General features: G+C 53.7%; 24 protein-coding genes and 1 tRNA gene. 23 read left to right on the top strand and 2 right to left on the bottom strand.

Annotation, left to right across the window (positions count from 1 at the left end; all coding sequences use genetic code 11):
* Window positions 1-131 precede the first annotated feature (131 nt).
* Genes C5F52_RS02535 through C5F52_RS02520 form a run of 4 tightly spaced genes read left to right on the top strand, consistent with a single transcriptional unit; the run spans window position 132 to window position 5,330 of the window.
* The gene (locus tag C5F52_RS02535) at window positions 132-1,283 is read left to right on the top strand and encodes a hypothetical protein (protein ID WP_104796743.1); all 1,152 of its coding nucleotides are present in this window, start codon (window positions 132-134) and stop codon (window positions 1,281-1,283) included.
* A gap of 32 nt (window positions 1,284-1,315) precedes the next feature.
* Window positions 1,316-3,445: an ATP-dependent DNA helicase RecG gene (recG, locus tag C5F52_RS02530; protein WP_369951840.1), complete on the top strand. Its 2,130-nt coding sequence runs from the start codon at window positions 1,316-1,318 to the stop codon at window positions 3,443-3,445.
* A gap of 5 nt (window positions 3,446-3,450) precedes the next feature.
* Window positions 3,451-4,416 carry a LysR substrate-binding domain-containing protein gene (locus C5F52_RS02525; RefSeq protein ID WP_104796741.1) on the top strand — a complete coding sequence of 322 codons (966 nt, stop codon included), beginning with the start codon at window positions 3,451-3,453 and terminating at the stop codon, window positions 4,414-4,416.
* 11 nt (window positions 4,417-4,427) lie between these two features.
* A complete protein-coding gene (locus tag C5F52_RS02520; protein ID WP_104796740.1) occupies window positions 4,428-5,330 on the top strand; it encodes a 4-hydroxybenzoate octaprenyltransferase in 903 nt (300 codons plus the stop codon).
* Between the two features lie 81 nt (window positions 5,331-5,411).
* On the opposite strand, the gene C5F52_RS02515 is transcribed toward C5F52_RS02520, so the two are convergent.
* Both C5F52_RS02515 and proC read right to left on the bottom strand, forming a co-directional pair.
* A complete protein-coding gene (locus tag C5F52_RS02515) occupies window positions 5,412-5,642 on the bottom strand; it encodes a hypothetical protein (protein ID WP_104796739.1) in 231 nt (76 codons plus the stop codon).
* A gap of 52 nt (window positions 5,643-5,694) precedes the next feature.
* On the bottom strand, window positions 5,695-6,525 hold the full coding sequence (gene proC / locus C5F52_RS02510; protein ID WP_104796738.1) for a pyrroline-5-carboxylate reductase: 831 nt from the start codon (window positions 6,523-6,525) through the stop codon (window positions 5,695-5,697).
* 229 nt (window positions 6,526-6,754) lie between these two features.
* Here proC and rplN point away from each other — a divergent pair, with 229 nt between their 5' ends.
* The 19 genes from rplN to C5F52_RS02415 all read left to right on the top strand — a co-directional run bounded on the left by rplN (window position 6,755) and on the right by C5F52_RS02415 (window position 16,483).
* Window positions 6,755-7,123 (top strand): 50S ribosomal protein L14, encoded by a 369-nt coding sequence (rplN, locus tag C5F52_RS02505; RefSeq protein ID WP_053172537.1) that lies wholly within the window; start codon window positions 6,755-6,757, stop codon window positions 7,121-7,123.
* Window positions 7,124-7,133: 10 nt separating this feature from the next.
* On the top strand, window positions 7,134-7,454 hold the full coding sequence (gene rplX / locus C5F52_RS02500) for a 50S ribosomal protein L24 (protein WP_104796737.1): 321 nt from the start codon (window positions 7,134-7,136) through the stop codon (window positions 7,452-7,454).
* A gap of 2 nt (window positions 7,455-7,456) precedes the next feature.
* Window positions 7,457-8,011 (top strand): 50S ribosomal protein L5, encoded by a 555-nt coding sequence (gene rplE, locus C5F52_RS02495; RefSeq protein ID WP_104796736.1) that lies wholly within the window; start codon window positions 7,457-7,459, stop codon window positions 8,009-8,011.
* Window positions 8,004-8,309 (top strand): 30S ribosomal protein S14, encoded by a 306-nt coding sequence (rpsN, locus tag C5F52_RS02490; protein WP_104796735.1) that lies wholly within the window; start codon window positions 8,004-8,006, stop codon window positions 8,307-8,309. Before rplE ends, rpsN begins: the two co-directional genes overlap by 8 nt.
* Before the next feature lie 17 nt (window positions 8,310-8,326).
* Window positions 8,327-8,722, top strand: a complete 396-nt coding sequence (gene rpsH / locus C5F52_RS02485; RefSeq protein ID WP_104796734.1) for a 30S ribosomal protein S8 — start codon at window positions 8,327-8,329, stop codon at window positions 8,720-8,722.
* A gap of 24 nt (window positions 8,723-8,746) precedes the next feature.
* On the top strand, window positions 8,747-9,280 hold the full coding sequence (rplF, locus tag C5F52_RS02480) for a 50S ribosomal protein L6 (protein WP_104796733.1): 534 nt from the start codon (window positions 8,747-8,749) through the stop codon (window positions 9,278-9,280).
* A gap of 11 nt (window positions 9,281-9,291) precedes the next feature.
* On the top strand, window positions 9,292-9,657 hold the full coding sequence (gene rplR, locus C5F52_RS02475; protein ID WP_104796732.1) for a 50S ribosomal protein L18: 366 nt from the start codon (window positions 9,292-9,294) through the stop codon (window positions 9,655-9,657).
* Between the two features lie 18 nt (window positions 9,658-9,675).
* Complete coding sequence (gene rpsE, locus C5F52_RS02470; RefSeq protein ID WP_104796731.1) at window positions 9,676-10,194, top strand: 30S ribosomal protein S5; 519 nt, start codon at window positions 9,676-9,678, stop codon at window positions 10,192-10,194.
* Between the two features lie 14 nt (window positions 10,195-10,208).
* A complete protein-coding gene (rpmD, locus tag C5F52_RS02465; protein ID WP_104796730.1) occupies window positions 10,209-10,391 on the top strand; it encodes a 50S ribosomal protein L30 in 183 nt (60 codons plus the stop codon).
* A 10-nt stretch (window positions 10,392-10,401) separates the two neighbouring features.
* Window positions 10,402-10,833: a 50S ribosomal protein L15 gene (gene rplO / locus C5F52_RS02460; RefSeq protein ID WP_104796729.1), complete on the top strand. Its 432-nt coding sequence runs from the start codon at window positions 10,402-10,404 to the stop codon at window positions 10,831-10,833.
* Window positions 10,834-10,859: 26 nt separating this feature from the next.
* Window positions 10,860-12,173, top strand: a complete 1,314-nt coding sequence (gene secY / locus C5F52_RS02455; protein WP_104796728.1) for a preprotein translocase subunit SecY — start codon at window positions 10,860-10,862, stop codon at window positions 12,171-12,173.
* Window positions 12,174-12,242: 69 nt separating this feature from the next.
* A complete protein-coding gene (rpmJ, locus tag C5F52_RS02450) occupies window positions 12,243-12,356 on the top strand; it encodes a 50S ribosomal protein L36 (protein ID WP_011481465.1) in 114 nt (37 codons plus the stop codon).
* A 25-nt stretch (window positions 12,357-12,381) separates the two neighbouring features.
* Window positions 12,382-12,747, top strand: a complete 366-nt coding sequence (gene rpsM / locus C5F52_RS02445) for a 30S ribosomal protein S13 (RefSeq protein WP_104796727.1) — start codon at window positions 12,382-12,384, stop codon at window positions 12,745-12,747.
* A gap of 12 nt (window positions 12,748-12,759) precedes the next feature.
* Window positions 12,760-13,161: a 30S ribosomal protein S11 gene (gene rpsK, locus C5F52_RS02440; RefSeq protein ID WP_100133809.1), complete on the top strand. Its 402-nt coding sequence runs from the start codon at window positions 12,760-12,762 to the stop codon at window positions 13,159-13,161.
* A 102-nt stretch (window positions 13,162-13,263) separates the two neighbouring features.
* Window positions 13,264-13,887: a 30S ribosomal protein S4 gene (rpsD, locus tag C5F52_RS02435; protein WP_104796726.1), complete on the top strand. Its 624-nt coding sequence runs from the start codon at window positions 13,264-13,266 to the stop codon at window positions 13,885-13,887.
* A 111-nt stretch (window positions 13,888-13,998) separates the two neighbouring features.
* Window positions 13,999-14,991: a DNA-directed RNA polymerase subunit alpha gene (gene rpoA, locus C5F52_RS02430; RefSeq protein ID WP_104796725.1), complete on the top strand. Its 993-nt coding sequence runs from the start codon at window positions 13,999-14,001 to the stop codon at window positions 14,989-14,991.
* Window positions 14,992-15,066: 75 nt separating this feature from the next.
* Entirely contained in the window at window positions 15,067-15,462 is a 396-nt protein-coding gene (gene rplQ, locus C5F52_RS02425; protein ID WP_104796724.1) for a 50S ribosomal protein L17, read from the top strand.
* 22 nt (window positions 15,463-15,484) lie between these two features.
* Window positions 15,485-15,561 (top strand) — tRNA-Met (locus tag C5F52_RS02420).
* 55 nt (window positions 15,562-15,616) lie between these two features.
* Window positions 15,617-16,483, top strand: a complete 867-nt coding sequence (locus C5F52_RS02415; RefSeq protein WP_104796723.1) for an alpha/beta fold hydrolase — start codon at window positions 15,617-15,619, stop codon at window positions 16,481-16,483.
* The last annotated feature ends 46 nt before the right edge of the window (window positions 16,484-16,529 follow it).

The following is a 16,529-nucleotide window of genomic DNA, read 5'->3' as shown; positions in this document are numbered from 1 at the left end:
GTTAACTTCTAGTTGGCGATTTGACGAGTTCATCCTCAATCGTGGTGCTGAAAAGGCTGTCTATGCGTGTTCAAAGAATGCAGGTGTTGCTGGGAGGGCTCTGTTTGAGCGGGCTTGCTTCGGCACAGGTCATGCAAGCTGGTCACGATGAGGCAGTGGATTACCCGCTTGGGCGTTACAACGCTCAGCTGGGCGTGGATGCGTGGCAGTTTTCAAATGGCCGCCCCGACCCTTTGTTGATGATGTCGACCAACGCGCAATGGCATTACCGACCTGTTTCACCGTGGGGTACTTTTGATGGCCGCTTGATGGTTTCCCCGAGGGCCACGTTGGCATTTAAGGCGCGCAGCAACCAAGAGATGGGGTCTCATGTCGATGAGCTCAGTGCAGATTGGGCAATTTCCCCGCGTCTAGGTGTGAAGGTTGGCGTGGTGGACTACAAAACCAGCTGGTGCCGCACATATGACATTGACTCGCCTTGGGTGCGTGAGAACGACCCGTTTTGCACGGTGGTGGATGTCAGCGGTCCTAGCGGAGGTGCGCCCGGTGCGCAGCTGTATACGAATATGCAAGTAGGTGCTTATCGTTTGCAGGGAATTGCTGGCGTCTACAGCCCTTTGTGGTTCGGCTATAACAAGACCGAATTTTCAAATCTCACGTATTCAAACAGTCGCGTCGAGAAGAACAATAAGCAAGGCTTCTCAATCAATGCCTTGAATTTGGATACCGCGACGGAGTTTCGATTCGGATACTTGGCCACACAGCAAGAGCAGGCAGTCCACGGCGGCTGGAATGCGCCAGACTTTCGGGTGAACCAGGCGTATGACATCACGTTTGCAGGCGTGAGTTTTTACGCGATGCCTAAGCTCAATGTACGCATGCAAACGCTGCATCATGTGATGTCCAACAAGAATGTGGTGGAGCCTGGTTCTAGCTATCCGCACACCGTCCGGGGCAACGCGCTGTCCCGGCGCTCATATGTGATGGAGTTCAATTACCAACAGGATGCGCAGAACGTGTTTGCATTTGCGGCCTCCAAGTTTTTGATGCACAACGCTTTGACTGAAACCAACTATCCATATTCAGGCTACACGGTGTATCCAGATTTTTCAGATTACACACAGCGAAGTTTTTCTTTGGCGTGGCGACATGATTGGCCCGAGGGCTTATTCACCTCAGTGCAGCTCACGCGTAGTAGCTTGGTCGACACGAGCACTTATTACGGGTATGACAAAGCTATGCATGCCAACGGCTTAGGTATGCGCCTCGGCTACCAGTTTTAAAAACCGCTTGGCGGCGGGCACAATCAATGCCCATGCCGCCCGCAGAAAAAGCCACCACCAAACCGCTCTCCGCACCGCAAAAAGCGTTGCGCAAGCTTGGGCTGGACCGCGACATTGATTTGGCCTTGCACCTGCCGCTGCGCTACGAAGACGAAACGCGCATCGTGCGTCTGGCTGACACGCGCGAGGGCGACATGGCGCAAATCGAAGCTACGGTGGTGTCGTGTGACATCGCCTACAAACCGCGCCGCCAATTGCTGGTGGTGGTGGATGATGGCTCGGACACCTGCACGCTGCGCTTTTTCAGTTTTTACCCTTCTCAACAAAAAGCACTGGCGGTGGGCAACCGCTTGCGTTTGCGTGGCGAGGTGAAGGGCGGCTTCATGGGGCGCACCATGATGCACCCCGGCTTCAGTATGGCGGGTGGCGAGCTGCCCAATGCGCTCACGCCGGTGTACCCCACCTCGGCAGGTTTGCCGCAGGTGTATTTGCGTAAGGCAGTACACAGCGGGCTGGTGCATGCGGCGCGACACGGTGCGTTTGTCGAGACGATTCCGCCCGAGCACATGCCGCGCTCGGCCATGAGTGCTGGCGCGAAGGCGTGGAGCCTTGAGCAGGCCTTGCACTTTTTGCACCACCCCACGCCCGATGTGTCGTTGGCCCAGTTGGAAGACCGCACACACCCTGCGTGGCAACGTCTGAAAGCCGAAGAATTGCTGGCGCAGCAGCTGTCGCAACTGCAGTCCAAACGTGCGCGTGATGAGTTGCGCGCGCCTGCATTGGCGCTGAAAAAAGGCGGTTTGCACGAGCAGTTGTTGGGTGTGTTGCCATTTGGTTTGACCGGCGCGCAACGCCGCGTGGGTGAAGAAATTGCGCAAGACTTGATGCGCCAAGTGCCCATGCACCGTTTGCTGCAAGGCGATGTGGGTTCGGGCAAAACTGTGGTGGCGGCATTGGCTGCAGCGGTGGCGATGGATGGCGGTTGGCAATGTGCGCTGATGGCTCCAACTGAAATTTTGGCCGAGCAACACTTTCGCAAACTGATTGGTTGGCTAGAGCCTTTGCTCACGCCGTTGGGCAAGCGCGTAGCATGGCTCACGGGGAGCCAAAAGAAGAAAGAACGCACCGAAATGTTGGGGCTCATCGCCAGTGGCGAAGCTGCTTTGGTGGTGGGCACGCATGCGGTGATTCAAGAGCAGGTCGTCTTTAAAAACTTGGCACTGGCCATCATCGACGAGCAGCACCGCTTTGGCGTGGCGCAGCGTTTGGCGCTGCGCGAGAAGATGCTCACGCACGACGGCATGCCACAGCAAGAGCCACACATGCTGATGATGAGCGCCACGCCCATTCCCCGCACCTTGGCCATGAGCTATTACGCTGACCTTGATGTGTCCACGCTGGACGAGTTGCCGCCGGGTCGTACGCCGGTGGTGACCAAACTGGTGTCAGAGTCGCGACGTGATGAGTTGATTGAACGCATTCGCCACCAGCTCGATGAAGGCCGTCAGGTGTATTGGGTGTGCCCGTTGATTGAAGAAAGCGAAGCGCTCGATTTGACCAATGCCACCGAAACGCATGCCTTGTTGATGGATGCGCTCAACTACCCTGGCACAAAGCCGGTGTTGGTGGGGCTGCTGCATTCGCGCATGCCACCTGCTGACAAAAAGGCGGTGATGGCGCAGTTTGAAAGTGGCGCCATGGGCGTGTTGGTCAGCACCACCGTGATTGAAGTGGGCGTGGATGTGCCCAATGCCTCGCTGATGGTGATTGAGCACGCCGAGCGTTTTGGCCTCAGTCAGTTGCACCAGTTGCGAGGGCGTGTAGGGCGCGGCGCGGCTGCTTCTGCCTGCGTGCTGATGTATGCCACGGGCGAGAGTGGCCGCGTGAGCGAGACGGCGCGCGAGCGGCTGCGTGCAATGGTGGAAACCTCGGATGGATTTGAAATTGCACGACGTGATTTAGAAATTCGTGGCCCAGGCGAGTTTTTGGGCGCACGCCAATCGGGGGCTGCGCTGCTGCGCTTTGCTGATTTAGCGGAAGATGGCGAGCTGTTGCAATGGGCGCGAGAATTGGCCCCGCTGATGTTGGACATGTACCCCGAGTTGGCTGCGCGGCATGTGAGCCGCTGGTTGGGTGGAAAATCGGATTTCTTGAAGGCTTAAAAAACATGACCCTCACCGAACTCAAATACATCGTGGCCGTGGCCCGTGAAAAACACTTTGGCCGCGCGGCCGAAGCCTGCTTTGTGTCGCAGCCCACCTTGTCTGTGGCCATCAAAAAACTCGAAGAAGAGTTGGATGTGAAGCTGTTTGAGCGCAGCGCCAACGAAGTGGCGGTAACGTCCTTGGGCGAAGAAATCATTCGTCAAGCGCAAAGCGTGTTGGAGCAAGCGGCCAACATCAAAGAAATTGCCAAGCGTGGCAAAGACCCACTGGCCGGCCCTTTGAAGCTAGGCGTGATTTACACCATTGGCCCTTACTTGCTGCCAAGCTTGGTGCGCCAAGCCATCTCTAAAACGCCGCAAATGCCGTTGATGTTGCAAGAAAACTTCACGGTCAAATTACTAGAAATGTTGCGCACCGGCGAGATTGACTGTGCCATCTTGGCCGAGCCATTTCCAGACACAGGCCTTGCCACCGCGCCCTTGTACGACGAGCCCTTCATGGCCGCCGTTCCCAGCAATCATCCGCTGGCGACCTTGAAGCATGTCAGTGCGGATGAGTTGAAGAACGAAACCATGTTGCTGTTGGGCAATGGTCATTGCTTTCGCGACCATGTGCTGGAGGTGTGCCCAGAATTTGCGCGTTTCTCTAGCAATGCTGAGGGTATTCAAAAGAGTTTCGAAGGCTCGTCGTTGGAGACCATCAAGCACATGGTGGCCGCTGGTATGGGTGTGACACTGGTGCCGCGTTTGAGCGTGCCGAAAGAGGCACTGAACACACAAGCCAAGCGTAAAAAAAGCGAAGAGACGTATGTGCGCTACTTGCCCATTACTGACGATAAGGGGGGCGAGCCGCCCACGCGCCGTGTGGTGTTGGCGTGGCGTCGCAGCTTCACGCGTTACGAGGCGATTGCCGCTTTGCGCAATGCCATCTATGCCTGCGAACTGCCAGGCGTGAACCGCTTGTCGTAATAGGTGTGTGCATGCGTGAACGCCTGAGCCTCTATTTAGATTTGATTCGTTGGAACCGCCCAGCGGGCTGGTTACTGCTGCTGTGGCCTTCTCTCTCTGCCTTGTGGGTGGCGGCCGATGGCTGGCCCGGTTGGCATTTGGTGGCGGTGTTTGTGTTGGGCACGATCCTGATGCGTAGTGCGGGCTGCTGCATCAACGATGTGGCCGACCGTGATTTTGACCGTCACGTCAAACGCACGGCAGAGCGGCCCGTCACGCGAGGGGCAGTGTCTGTGCGCGAGGCCTTGCTGGTGGGCGCTGTGCTGGCGCTTGCTGCTTTTGGTTTTGTACTCACTACCAACCCTGCCACCATCGCGTGGTCGTTTGCAGGCTTGGCTGTGACCTTGATTTACCCCTACGCCAAACGCTATGTGTCGATGCCGCAAGCGGTGTTGGGCGTGGCGTTTAGCTTTGGCATTCCTTTGGCGTTTGTAGCGGTTGGCAGTGCCGACTTGGCGTGGCAAGACATCAACCTGCAAACCTTGAGCGACGCTGTACCCATGCAGGCTTGGGGTTTGATGTTGTTCAATTTTTTTTGGGTGTTGGCCTACGACACTGAGTACGCCATGGTGGATCGTGACGACGACATTCGCATTGGTATGAAGACCTCGGCCATCACCTTGGGTCGTCACGACATATCGGCCATCATGGCGTTTTATGCGGTCTATCTGTGCGGCTGGTATGGCTTGCTTGAGTCAGAGAAGTTAGGCAGCGCTTGGACGTTTGCTTTGATCTTGGCAAGCCTGCAAGCGCTGTGGCACTTTTTGCTGATCTTGGATCGTTCACGAGATGGTTGCTTTAGAGCGTTTCGGTTGAACCACTGGTTGGGTGCAACCGTATTTGCTGGTGTGGCTTTGGGTTATGCCATGCGTTGAATCGCTGAGACTTAAATATGAAAAAAGCGCTTGTGGCAGATGCCTCAAGCGCTTTTTGTTTGCAAGTATTAAGCGGTTGGCTTAGTGAGCTTTTGCCTTTTTAGACTTCTTCTTTTTCAATTTCTTTTTCTTGGCCTTTTTGGCTTTTTTATCCGCTTTAGCAGGAGCTGCTGGTGCGGCATTGGTGTTGCTAGGCGCAGCTTGGTCAGGTTGAGCGACAGGTGCCGTAGGCATGGCGGGCGCTTGTGCTTCAGATGCCAATGGCATACCTAAAGCGGCAACGGATAAAAGAGAAAGAAGGAGTTTGTTCATGGAGACAGAGGTTTAAAAAACAATGGCGCATTGTCTCATTACTTGTAGGGATTTAAGCCCCAAACTCGTCGCCGAGCTCGTGGGCGCGTAGTTCTGCGGCTTTGAGCGCCGCTTGAAATAGATCGCTCACATGGGCGTTTTGCATGGAGGTGAGCGCTGCGTAAGTGGTGCCGCCCTTGGATGTGACGCGCTCGCGCAGCACAGAAGGGGGTTCGCTGGCGGTTTTCGCCAGTTGTGATGCGCCTTCAAACGTACCGATGGCCAGCTGCGTGGCTTGTTCAGCGGTCAAGCCCATTTTTACTCCGGCTTCCACCATGGCTTCGATGAAGAAGAACACATAAGCAGGGCCAGAACCCGAGATGGCGGTGACTGCATCCAGCAAAGGCTCGTCTTTGACCCAAAGTAATGCGCCGGTGGTGGCGACCACTTGCTCAATCCAAGTCTTGTCTGTTGAAGTGACGGCTGCACGTGCAAAAAGACCAGTTTGGCCAAGGCCCACCAAGGCTGGTGTGTTGGGCATCGCGCGTACGACGCGCTCTGTGCCTAGCCAGTTGGCAATGCTGTCGCTGCGAATACCAGCAGCCACGCTCAGATGCAGGGCGTTGGCGCAGAAATCACGTGTTTGTTGGGCGGCTTCTTTAAAGGTTTGTGGCTTCACGGCCCAAATCAACAAGCCTGCTTCGGCTAATGTGGCATCGGCTGCGGCTAGAACGCGCACGCCAAATTGGGCCTGCAGACGCTGGCGAGCTTCTTCAAAAGGCTCGACCACCAAGATGCGATTGGCAGGCGTGCCCTGCTTAATAAGGCCGCCAATGATGGCGCTGGCCATATTGCCGCCGCCAATGAATGCAAAGGTTTGAGGGGTGTTAGAGGGTGTAGACATGCAGGAATTGTCTGCGAAACTAAAAAGAATCGTAAAAATAGTTTGACGCGGGCCAAAAAGTTATGGCATAATTTGCGGCTCCGCTAAAAAGCGGGGTTTATCTGCCCCAAGTTGAAGCGTTGCGAGTGGTTCGCGATGTGGATGACGGGCCCAAGACTGATCGGTTCTATGTGTAGCCAGCCTGCAAAGGTGAGTTGTGCAAAAACTGATGCAAGTTGGGAATATTGAAATGATCCAAACTGAAACACGGTTAGATGTCGCTGACAACACCGGTGCGAAGTCCGTTTTGTGCATTAAGGTGCTCGGCGGTTCTAAGCGTCGTTATGCAAGCGTGGGCGACATCATCAAGGTGAGCATTAAAGAAGCCGCTCCGCGTGGCCGCGTCAAAAAAGGCGAGGTGTATAGCGCTGTTGTGGTCCGTACTGCCAAAGGCATCCGCCGTGGCGACGGTTCGCTCGTCAAATTCGATGGCAACGCAGCTGTGTTGCTCAATGCAAAGTTGGAGCCTATCGGCACCCGTATCTTCGGCCCAGTGACGCGCGAGTTGCGCACTGAGAAGTTCATGAAGATCGTGTCATTGGCTCCTGAAGTTCTGTAAGGACTAAACAATGAACAAGATTCGCAAAGGCGACCAAGTCATCGTCCTTACTGGACGCGACAAAGGTAAACGTGGCGTTGTGTCGCTGCGTAAAGATGACAGCCACTTGGTGGTCGATGGCATTAACTTGGTGAAAAAACACACCAAGCCAAACCCAATGGCTGGCACGCAAGGCGGCATCGTTGATAAAACAATGCCTATCCATCAGTCCAACGTGGCCATTTTTAATGCTGCTACTGGTAAGGCTGATCGTGTTGGCATCAAAGTCCTGGCAGACGGCAGCAAAGTGCGCGTCTACAAGTCCAGCGGCGAAGAAATCAAGGCGGCATAAATATGGCACGACTCCAACAACACTACCGCGAAAAAGTTGCGGCCGAATTGACTGCTAAGTTCGGTTACACATCGCCCATGCAAGTTCCGCGCTTGACCAAAATCACGTTGAACATGGGTGTGAGCGAGGCTGTGGCTGATAAAAAAGTCATGGACAACGCTGTGAGCGACCTGACCAAAATCGCCGGCCAAAAGCCAGTGGTGACCAAGGCTAAGAAAGCTATCGCGGGTTTCAAAATTCGCGAAGGCCAGCCAATCGGTTGCATGGTGACTTTGCGTGGCGTTCAGATGTATGAATTCCTGGACCGTTTCGTGACCGTGGCTTTGCCTCGCGTTCGTGACTTCCGTGGTATTTCTGTCCGTGCCTTCGACGGCCGTGGCAACTACAACATCGGCGTTAAAGAGCAGATCATTTTCCCTGAGATCGAATACGACAAAGTTGACGCTTTGCGTGGTTTGAACATCAGCATCACCACGACGGCTAAGACTGACGAGGAGTGCAAGGCGCTTCTCGCTGGTTTCCGTTTCCCATTCAAGACAGAGGTGGCACGTGGCTAAACAAGCATTGATCGAGCGCGAGCTCAAGCGTGACCGTTTGGTTGCAAAGTACGCTGCTAAGCACGCAGAGTTGAAGGCGATCGCCAACGACTTCAAGCGTAGCGATGAAGAGCGCGCAATGGCCCGTTTGGGTCTGCAAAAGCTGCCACGCAACGCGAACCCAACACGTCAACGTAACCGTTGCGCAATCACCGGTCGTCCACGTGGCACGTTCCGCCAATTCGGCCTTGGCCGCGCCAAGATCCGTGAATTAGCCTTCCAAGGCAACATTCCCGGCATCACCAAAGCCAGCTGGTAATAGGCAGGAGATTCAATATGAGCATGAGTGATCCAATCGCCGACTTGCTGACTCGCATCCGCAACGCGCAAATGGTGGCTAAACCCACCGTGATGGTGCCTTCTTCCAAAGTGAAGATCGCCATTGCGCAAGTGCTGAAGGACGAGGGCTACATCGACGGTTTTCAAATTAAAAAAGACGCTGGTAAGACTGAGCTTGAGATCACTCTCAAGTACTACGCAGGTCGTCCAGTGATCGAACGCATTGAGCGCGTGAGCCGTCCCGGCCTGCGCGTTTACAAAGGCTGCGGCGCTATCCCCCAAGTCATGAATGGCATGGGTGTGGCAATTGTCACAACACCTCAAGGTGTGATGACTGACCGCAAAGCACGCGCTACCGGTGTCGGTGGCGAAGTGTTGTGCTACGTCGCTTAACCGCAGCCTAAAGGAAAGACTGAAATGTCCCGAGTAGGAAAAATGCCTGTGACCATCCCTCAAGGTGTGGATGTGTCTATTAACAATACCCAAATCAGTGTGAAGGGCGCCGGCGGTACGCTGTCGATCGCTGCTAATGCATTGGTGAAGGTTGTCAACGAAGCTGGTCAAGTGACATTCACGCCAGTTGATGATTCTCGCGAAGCGAACGCCATGAGCGGTACTTTGCGTCAATTGGTCAACAACATGGTGACTGGTGTGACCAAAGGCTTCGAGAAAAAACTGACTTTGGTTGGTGTGGGTTACAAAGCTGCTGCGCAAGGTTCTAAATTGAACTTGGCAGTGGGTTACTCTCACCCCGTCAATATCGACATGCCTGAAGGCATCAAGGTTGAGACGCCAGCCCCAACTGAAATCCTGATCAAAGGTGCTGACCGCCAACGCGTTGGTCAAGTGGCCGCTGAGATTCGTGCTGTTCGTCCTCCTGAGCCGTATAAAGGTAAGGGCATCCGTTATTCGGATGAGAAGATCACGATCAAAGAGACCAAGAAGAAATAAGGAGCTGCAACATGTTGACCAAAAAAGAGCAGCGACTCCGCCGGGCACGTCAAACACGTATCCGCATCGCCAACCAAGGCGTTGCACGTTTGATGGTGAACCGCACCAACTTGCATATCTACGCTACTGTGGTTTCCGCTTGCGGTACCAAAGTGGTTGCGACAGCATCCTCAGCCGAAGCCGCAGTGCGCACACAACTTGGCGCAACTGGCAAAGGCGGCAACGTCAATGCAGCGCAAGTGATTGGCAAGCTGATCGCTGAAAAAGCGAAAAAAGCTGGCGTCGAAAAAGTGGCGTTTGACCGTTCAGGTTTTGCTTACCACGGTCGCGTCAAGGCTTTGGCCGACGCAGCCCGCGAAGCTGGCTTGCAGTTCTAATCGGATTGGAAATTACACATGGCTAAATTTCAAGCTAAAGCGCAGGGTGACGGTCCAGAAGACGGACTCCGCGAAAAAATGATCGCGGTCAACCGCGTCACCAAAGTGGTTAAGGGCGGCCGTATTCTCGGTTTCGCAGCTTTGACTGTGGTTGGTGACGGCGATGGCCGCGTGGGCATGGGCAAAGGTAAATCGAAAGAAGTGCCAGCTGCTGTCCAAAAAGCGATGGAAGAAGCCCGTCGCAACATGACCAAAGTCACTTTGAAAAACGGCACGATTCACCACAAGGTGCACGGTCGTCACGGTGCTGCAAACGTCATGATGATCCCCGCACCTAAGGGTACCGGCATCATCGCAGGCGGTCCAATGCGCGCTGTGTTCGAAGTGATGGGTATTACTGACATCGTGGCAAAAAGCCACGGTACATCAAACCCATACAACATGGTTCGTGCAACCTTGGATGCTTTGAACAATTCCACGACGCCTTCAGAAGTGGCGGCTAAGCGTGGCAAAAACATCGAAGAAATCTTCGCTTAATCTCGGAGCATTCAATGACTACCCCTCAAACTGTGAAGATCCAATTGGTGCGTAGCCCAATTGGCACCAAAGAATCGCACCGCGCCACCGTTCGTGGCTTGGGCTTGCGCAAACTGAATTCTGTGAGCGAGTTGCAAGACACGCCAGCAGTGCGCGGCATGATTAACAAGATCAGCTATCTGGTCAAAGTGCTGTAAAAGGTTGAAGATGGAACTCAATAACATCACCCACGCACCTGGCGCAAAACACGCCAAGCGTCGCGTTGGTCGCGGTATCGGCTCTGGCCTCGGCAAGACTGCTGGTCGTGGTCACAAAGGTCAAAAGTCTCGTTCAGGCGGCTACCACAAGGTTGGTTTCGAAGGCGGTCAAATGCCTTTGCAGCGTCGTTTGCCTAAGCGCGGCTTCAAGTCCACCACTTTGAAGTACAACGACGAAGTGACATTGGCTGACTTGCAACAACTCGGCGCTGCTGAAGTTGATATGTTGACATTGAAGGCCGCTGGCCTCGTGGCATCTATCGCTCGTGTCGTCAAGGTTGTGAAGACTGGCGAATTGACGACTGCTGTCAAGCTCAATGGTATCGGTGCTACTGCTGGTGCCAAAGCTGCGATCGAAGCCGCTGGCGGCTCCGTCGCTTAATCGTTAGAAAACAGGAACAGCGCTCCGTGGCTACTACCTCTCCATCGATCGGTAACAACGACAAGTTCGGCGACCTCCGTCGCCGACTGGTCTTCTTGCTGCTCGCCTTGGTGGTTTACCGCGTGGGCGCCCATATTCCTGTGCCCGGCATCAACCCTGACCAATTGCAACAATTGTTCAAGGGCCAGCAGGGCGGCATTTTGAGCCTGTTCAACATGTTCTCGGGTGGCGCTTTGTCGCGCTTTACCGTGTTCGCGTTGGGCATCATGCCTTACATCTCTGCATCGATCATCATGCAGTTGCTGACTTATGTGTTGCCCTCTTTGGAGCAGCTTAAAAAAGAAGGCGAAGCAGGTCGTCGCAAGATCACTCAGTACACACGTTTTGGTACTTTGGGCTTGGCTTTGTTCCAGTCCATGGGTATTGCCTTGGCGTTGGAAGCATCAGCCGGTTTGGTCAACGTGCCAGGCTTTGGTTTCCGCATGACAGCCATGGTCAGCTTGACCGCAGGCACCATGTTCTTGATGTGGTTGGGTGAACAAATCACTGAGCGTGGTTTGGGTAACGGTATCTCTATCTTGATTTTTGCTGGTATCGCAGCAGGCCTGCCCGGTTCAATCGGTGGCTTACTCGAGCTGGTGCGCACAGGTGCTATGAGCATCTTGGCTGCCATCATCATTGTTGTTGTTGTGGCTCTGGTCACTTACTTCGTGGTGTTTGTTGAGCGCGGTCAGCGCAAAATCTTGGTGAACTATGCACGTCGCCAAGTGGGTAACAAAGTGTATGGCGGTCAATCGTCTCACTTGCCCCTCAAGTTGAACATGGCGGGTGTGATTCCTCCTATCTTCGCTTCGTCCATCATTCTGTTGCCTGCAACTATCGTGAGCTGGTTCAGCTCAGGCGATAGCATGCTTTGGCTAAAAGATATTTCTGCAGCACTTGCACCTGGACAGCCTGTCTACGTGATGTTGTATGCAGCTGCAATTGTTTTCTTTTGCTTCTTTTACACTGCCTTGGTCTTTAACAGCCGAGAAACAGCGGATAATCTGAAGAAGAGTGGTGCTTTTGTCCCGGGTATTCGTCCCGGCGACCACACTGCCAAATACATCGACAAAATTTTGGTTCGACTCACGCTCGCAGGCGCCGTGTACATCACCTTTGTGTGTTTGTTACCTGAGTTCATGATCTTGAAATACAACGTGCCTTTCTACTTCGGTGGTACATCGTTGCTGATTATTGTGGTTGTCACCATGGACTTTATGGCCCAAGTGCAAAACTACATGATGAGCCAACAATATGACTCGCTGTTGAAGAAAGCAAGTTTCAAAACAACGCTCTAACGGGCCAAGTAAAAAGTCGTGTTTCATGCCAATGAGGGTGTGAAATGAAATGAGTTTTAGGAGAATGAAATGAGAGTTTCGGCTTCGGTCAAAAAAATTTGCCGCAACTGCAAAATCATCCGCCGCAAGGGCGTGGTTCGTGTGATCTGTACAGATCCACGCCACAAACAGCGTCAAGGTTGATTGAACTGGTTTAAAGAGGACGCACATGGCACGTATCGCTGGCATTAACATTCCGCCGCACAAACACGCTGAAATCGGTTTGACATCGATTTTCGGTATTGGTCGCACACGCGCTCGCAAAATTTGCGAAGCATGTGGCATTGATTACGCAAAGAAGATCAAAGATCTGACTGACTCGGACCTCGAAAAGATCCGTGACCAGATCGCTGAATTCACGATTGAAGGTGACTTGCGTCGCGAAACAACAATGAACATCAAGCGTTTGATGGACATCGGTTGCTACCGCGGCTTCCGTCACCGTCGTGGTCTGCCTATGCGTGGTCAACGTACGCGTACCAACGCTCGTACACGCAAGGGTCCGCGTAAAGCAGCCCAGTCGTTGAAGAAATAATAGGACTGAACAATGGCTAAATCTCCAAGCGGCGCAGCTTCACGCGTACGTAAAAAGGTTCGTAAGAACATTGCTGACGGCATCGCGCACGTGCACGCGTCGTTCAACAACACCATCATCACCATCACTGACCGCCAAGGCAATGCTTTGTCATGGGCTTCGTCAGGTGGTCAAGGTTTCAAGGGCTCACGCAAGTCCACACCTTTCGCAGCTCAAGTGGCTTCGGAAGTTGCTGGTCGCGCTGCCGTTGATCAAGGCATCAAGAACCTTGATGTCGAGATCAAAGGTCCAGGCCCTGGCCGTGAATCTTCAGTGCGCGCTTTGGCCGCATTGGGCATTCGCATCAACTCGATTGCTGACGTGACTCCAGTGCCGCACAACGGCTGCCGTCCACAAAAGCGTCGTCGTATCTAAGCGTTCTTCGCTTTTTACTGTTAACCACAAGCCCACCGCCGCTGGCTAACCCCCAGCGGCTCCTCGCTTCTTGCGAGCAGCTGATCAGATAAGGAAATTCAAGTGGCACGTTACCTAGGCCCCAAGGCCAAACTCTCACGCCGTGAAGGCACCGACTTGTTCTTGAAGAGCGCACGCCGCTCTATCAGCGACAAGTGCAAATTCGACAGCAAACCAGGCCAACACGGCCGCACATCAGGTCAACGTACGTCTGACTTTGGTTTGCAATTGCGCGAAAAACAAAAAGTCAAACGCATGTACGGTGTGTTAGAACGTCAGTTCCGCCGTTACTTCGCAGCTGCCGATCGCCAAAAAGGTAACACCGGTGCAAACCTGTTGACCATTTTGGAAACACGTTTGGACAACGTTGTGTACCGCATGGGCTTCGGCTCTACACGTGCTGAAGCACGTCAGTTGGTGTCACACAAAGCCATCACCGTGAACGGTCATCAAGTCAACATCGCTTCTTACTTGGTGAAAGCCGGTGACGTCGTGGCTGTGCGTGAAAAGTCTAAAAAGCAAGGCCGCGTGTTGGAAGCTCTCGAGTTGGCTAAGCAAGTGGGCATGCCTGCTTGGGTTGAGGTCAACCTCGAAAAAGCTGAAGGTGTCTTCAAGAAGACGCCAGACCGTGACGAATTCGCTGCGGACATCAACGAATCTTTGATCGTCGAACTTTACTCGCGTTAATCCTGGTTGAAGTTTTCAACCTAACGCACCCCACGCTGCCTGCTCGCGCAGCGTGGTCCAGACACCCAGCCTTACCGGTGTAACGAACCGGGGGTATTGAAGGAAATCTGAATGCAAACAAACTTGCTGAAACCAAAAAATATTCACGTCGAGCAATTGGGTCACAACCGCGCCAAGGTTACCTTGGAGCCGTTTGAGCGTGGCTATGGCCACACGTTGGGCAATGCTCTGCGTCGCGTTTTGTTGTCTTCTATGGTTGGCTATGCAGTGACTGAAGTCACCATCGCTGGCGTTGTGCACGAGTACTCGTCTATCGATGGCGTGCAAGAAGATGTGGTCAACATCTTGTTGAACCTCAAAGGCGTTGTGTTCAAAATGCACAACCGCGATGAAGTTACTCTGAGCTTGCGCAAAGACGGCGAAGGCGCTGTGACTGCTGCAGATATCCAAGTGCCTCACGATGTTGAAATCATCAACCCTGAGCACGTGATTGCGAACTTGTCGCACGGCGGCAAGATCGACATCCAACTCAAAGTTGAAACAGGTCGTGGCTATGTGCCAGGTACTGTGCGTCGTTATGGCGAAGAGCCAAGCAAGTCCATCGGACGCATCGTGTTGGATGCCGCTTTTTCGCCGGTCAGCCGTGTGAGCTACGCCGTTGAAAACGCACGTGTTGAACAACGTACGGACCTCGACCGCTTGGTCATGGAAATTGAAACCAACGGTGCCATCTCTGCTGAAGACGCTGTGCGCGCTTCGTCAAAGATCTTGGTTGAGCAACTGGCTGTGTTCGCACAGTTGGAAGGCGACGCCATCAACGGCATCATGGAAGCTGCTGCTCCACGTGGCGGCCAACAGTTCGATCCGATCTTGTTGCGCCCTGTCGACGAGTTGGAATTGACTGTTCGTTCTGCCAACTGCTTGAAAGCAGAAAACATCTATTACATCGGTGACCTGATTCAGCGCACTGAGAATGAGTTGCTCAAGACCCCTAACTTGGGTCGCAAGTCACTCAACGAAATCAAAGAAGTGCTCGCTTCACGCGGCTTGACTTTGGGCATGAAACTCGAAAGCTGGCCACCTGCCGGTTTAGAGCGTCGTTAATCTAAAATCACTGACTTTTAAAGTCCCCTGGCCGTACCTGATACGGCGGCCGGTAAAACATCAAAGGAAATCAAAATGCGTCACGGACACGGACTTCGCAAACTCAACCGCACTAGCTCACATCGTTTGGCTATGTTGCGCAACATGATGAACTCGCTCATCGAGCACGAAGCCATCAAAACCACATTGCCAAAAGCCAAAGAATTGCGTCGCGTCATTGAGCCGATGATCACTTTGGCTAAAGAGCCTACCGTTGCAAACCGCCGCTTGGCATTTGACCGCTTGCGCGATCGCGACAGCGTTGTGAAGTTGTTCAACGAATTGGGCCCACGTTTCAAGACACGTCCAGGTGGTTACACCCGCATTTTGAAAATGGGTTTCCGCGTGGGCGACAACGCACCAATGGCTTATGTTGAATTGGTAGACCGCGCAGAAGTTTCTGAGCCTTCTTCTACCGAAACAGCCGCTTAATAGGTTATACTAATACTCTTGACGCGCGATGGAGCAGCCTGGTAGCTCGTTGGGCTCATAACCCAAAGGTCGTAGGTTCAAATCCTACTCGCGCAACCACTTTAAAACGCCCGCTGAATTTATTCAGTGGGCGTTTTTCTTGGGAAGTCCACACATGGAAATCAGTCGCGTCGAAGCCTTGTCACAACGTATCGTGCAACCCTATGCATGGGGTAACGCTGTGTGGCACGTTTGGGGTGCTGGTCAGGCCGCTGAGCAGGGCCTAGAAGGCCAAGTCGCCGGTACCAGAAGCAATGCCTCAAAGCAGCCTCTTGTGCTGCTACATGGTGGTTCTGGCAGCTGGACGCATTGGCTGCGCAATGTCGAGCACTTGGCGAAGATCCGAACAATTTGGGCATTAGACATTCCTGGGTTTGGTGACTCCGACTTGCCCAGCGGTGTGAGCGATGCCGATGGCTTGGTGCCCTACCTGGCTGAAATATTGATGCGCACGTTCAGCAATGATGCTGTGGATGTCATGGGCTTTTCATTTGGTGGCATGACGGCTGGTTTGGTGGCTGCGGAATATCCCAACCTCATCAGGCAATTGATTTTGGTCGGCGCGCCTGGCTTGGGCCTATTTGGCAAGGAGTTGCCAATGCGAGGCATGACGCCTGACATGGATGAAGAGGCGCAGCGCAAGGTACATCGCCACAACCTGAATGCCATGATGTTTGTGCATGCAGACAGCGTGACTGATGAGGTGATTGACTTGCAGCAAGCCAACGTTGCACGTGACCGCTTGCGACGCAGACGCATTGCCCGCACGGATGTACTGGCGCAAGCGCAAACACACTGGACATGTCCCGTGCATGGCGTGTGGGGTGCTTGTGACGCGCTTTACCAAGGCACGTTGGCGCAAGTCCCACAGGTGTTGTCATCGATGGCCTCATTCACGGAGGTTCCCGATGCCGGCCATTGGGTCATGTTTGAAAAACCAGACGCATTTCATGCAGCGGTGGCCCCACTGCTGAGCCGCTGAGCCATCAGCCAACTTGACGTCGCGCCTCAAGCGCGCACAATGAAAC

The sequence above is a fragment of the Limnohabitans sp. TS-CS-82 genome (assembly GCF_002943475.1).
The sequence above is the reverse complement of the archived record's forward strand: the minus strand, read 5'-3'. Positions and strand labels throughout refer to the sequence as shown.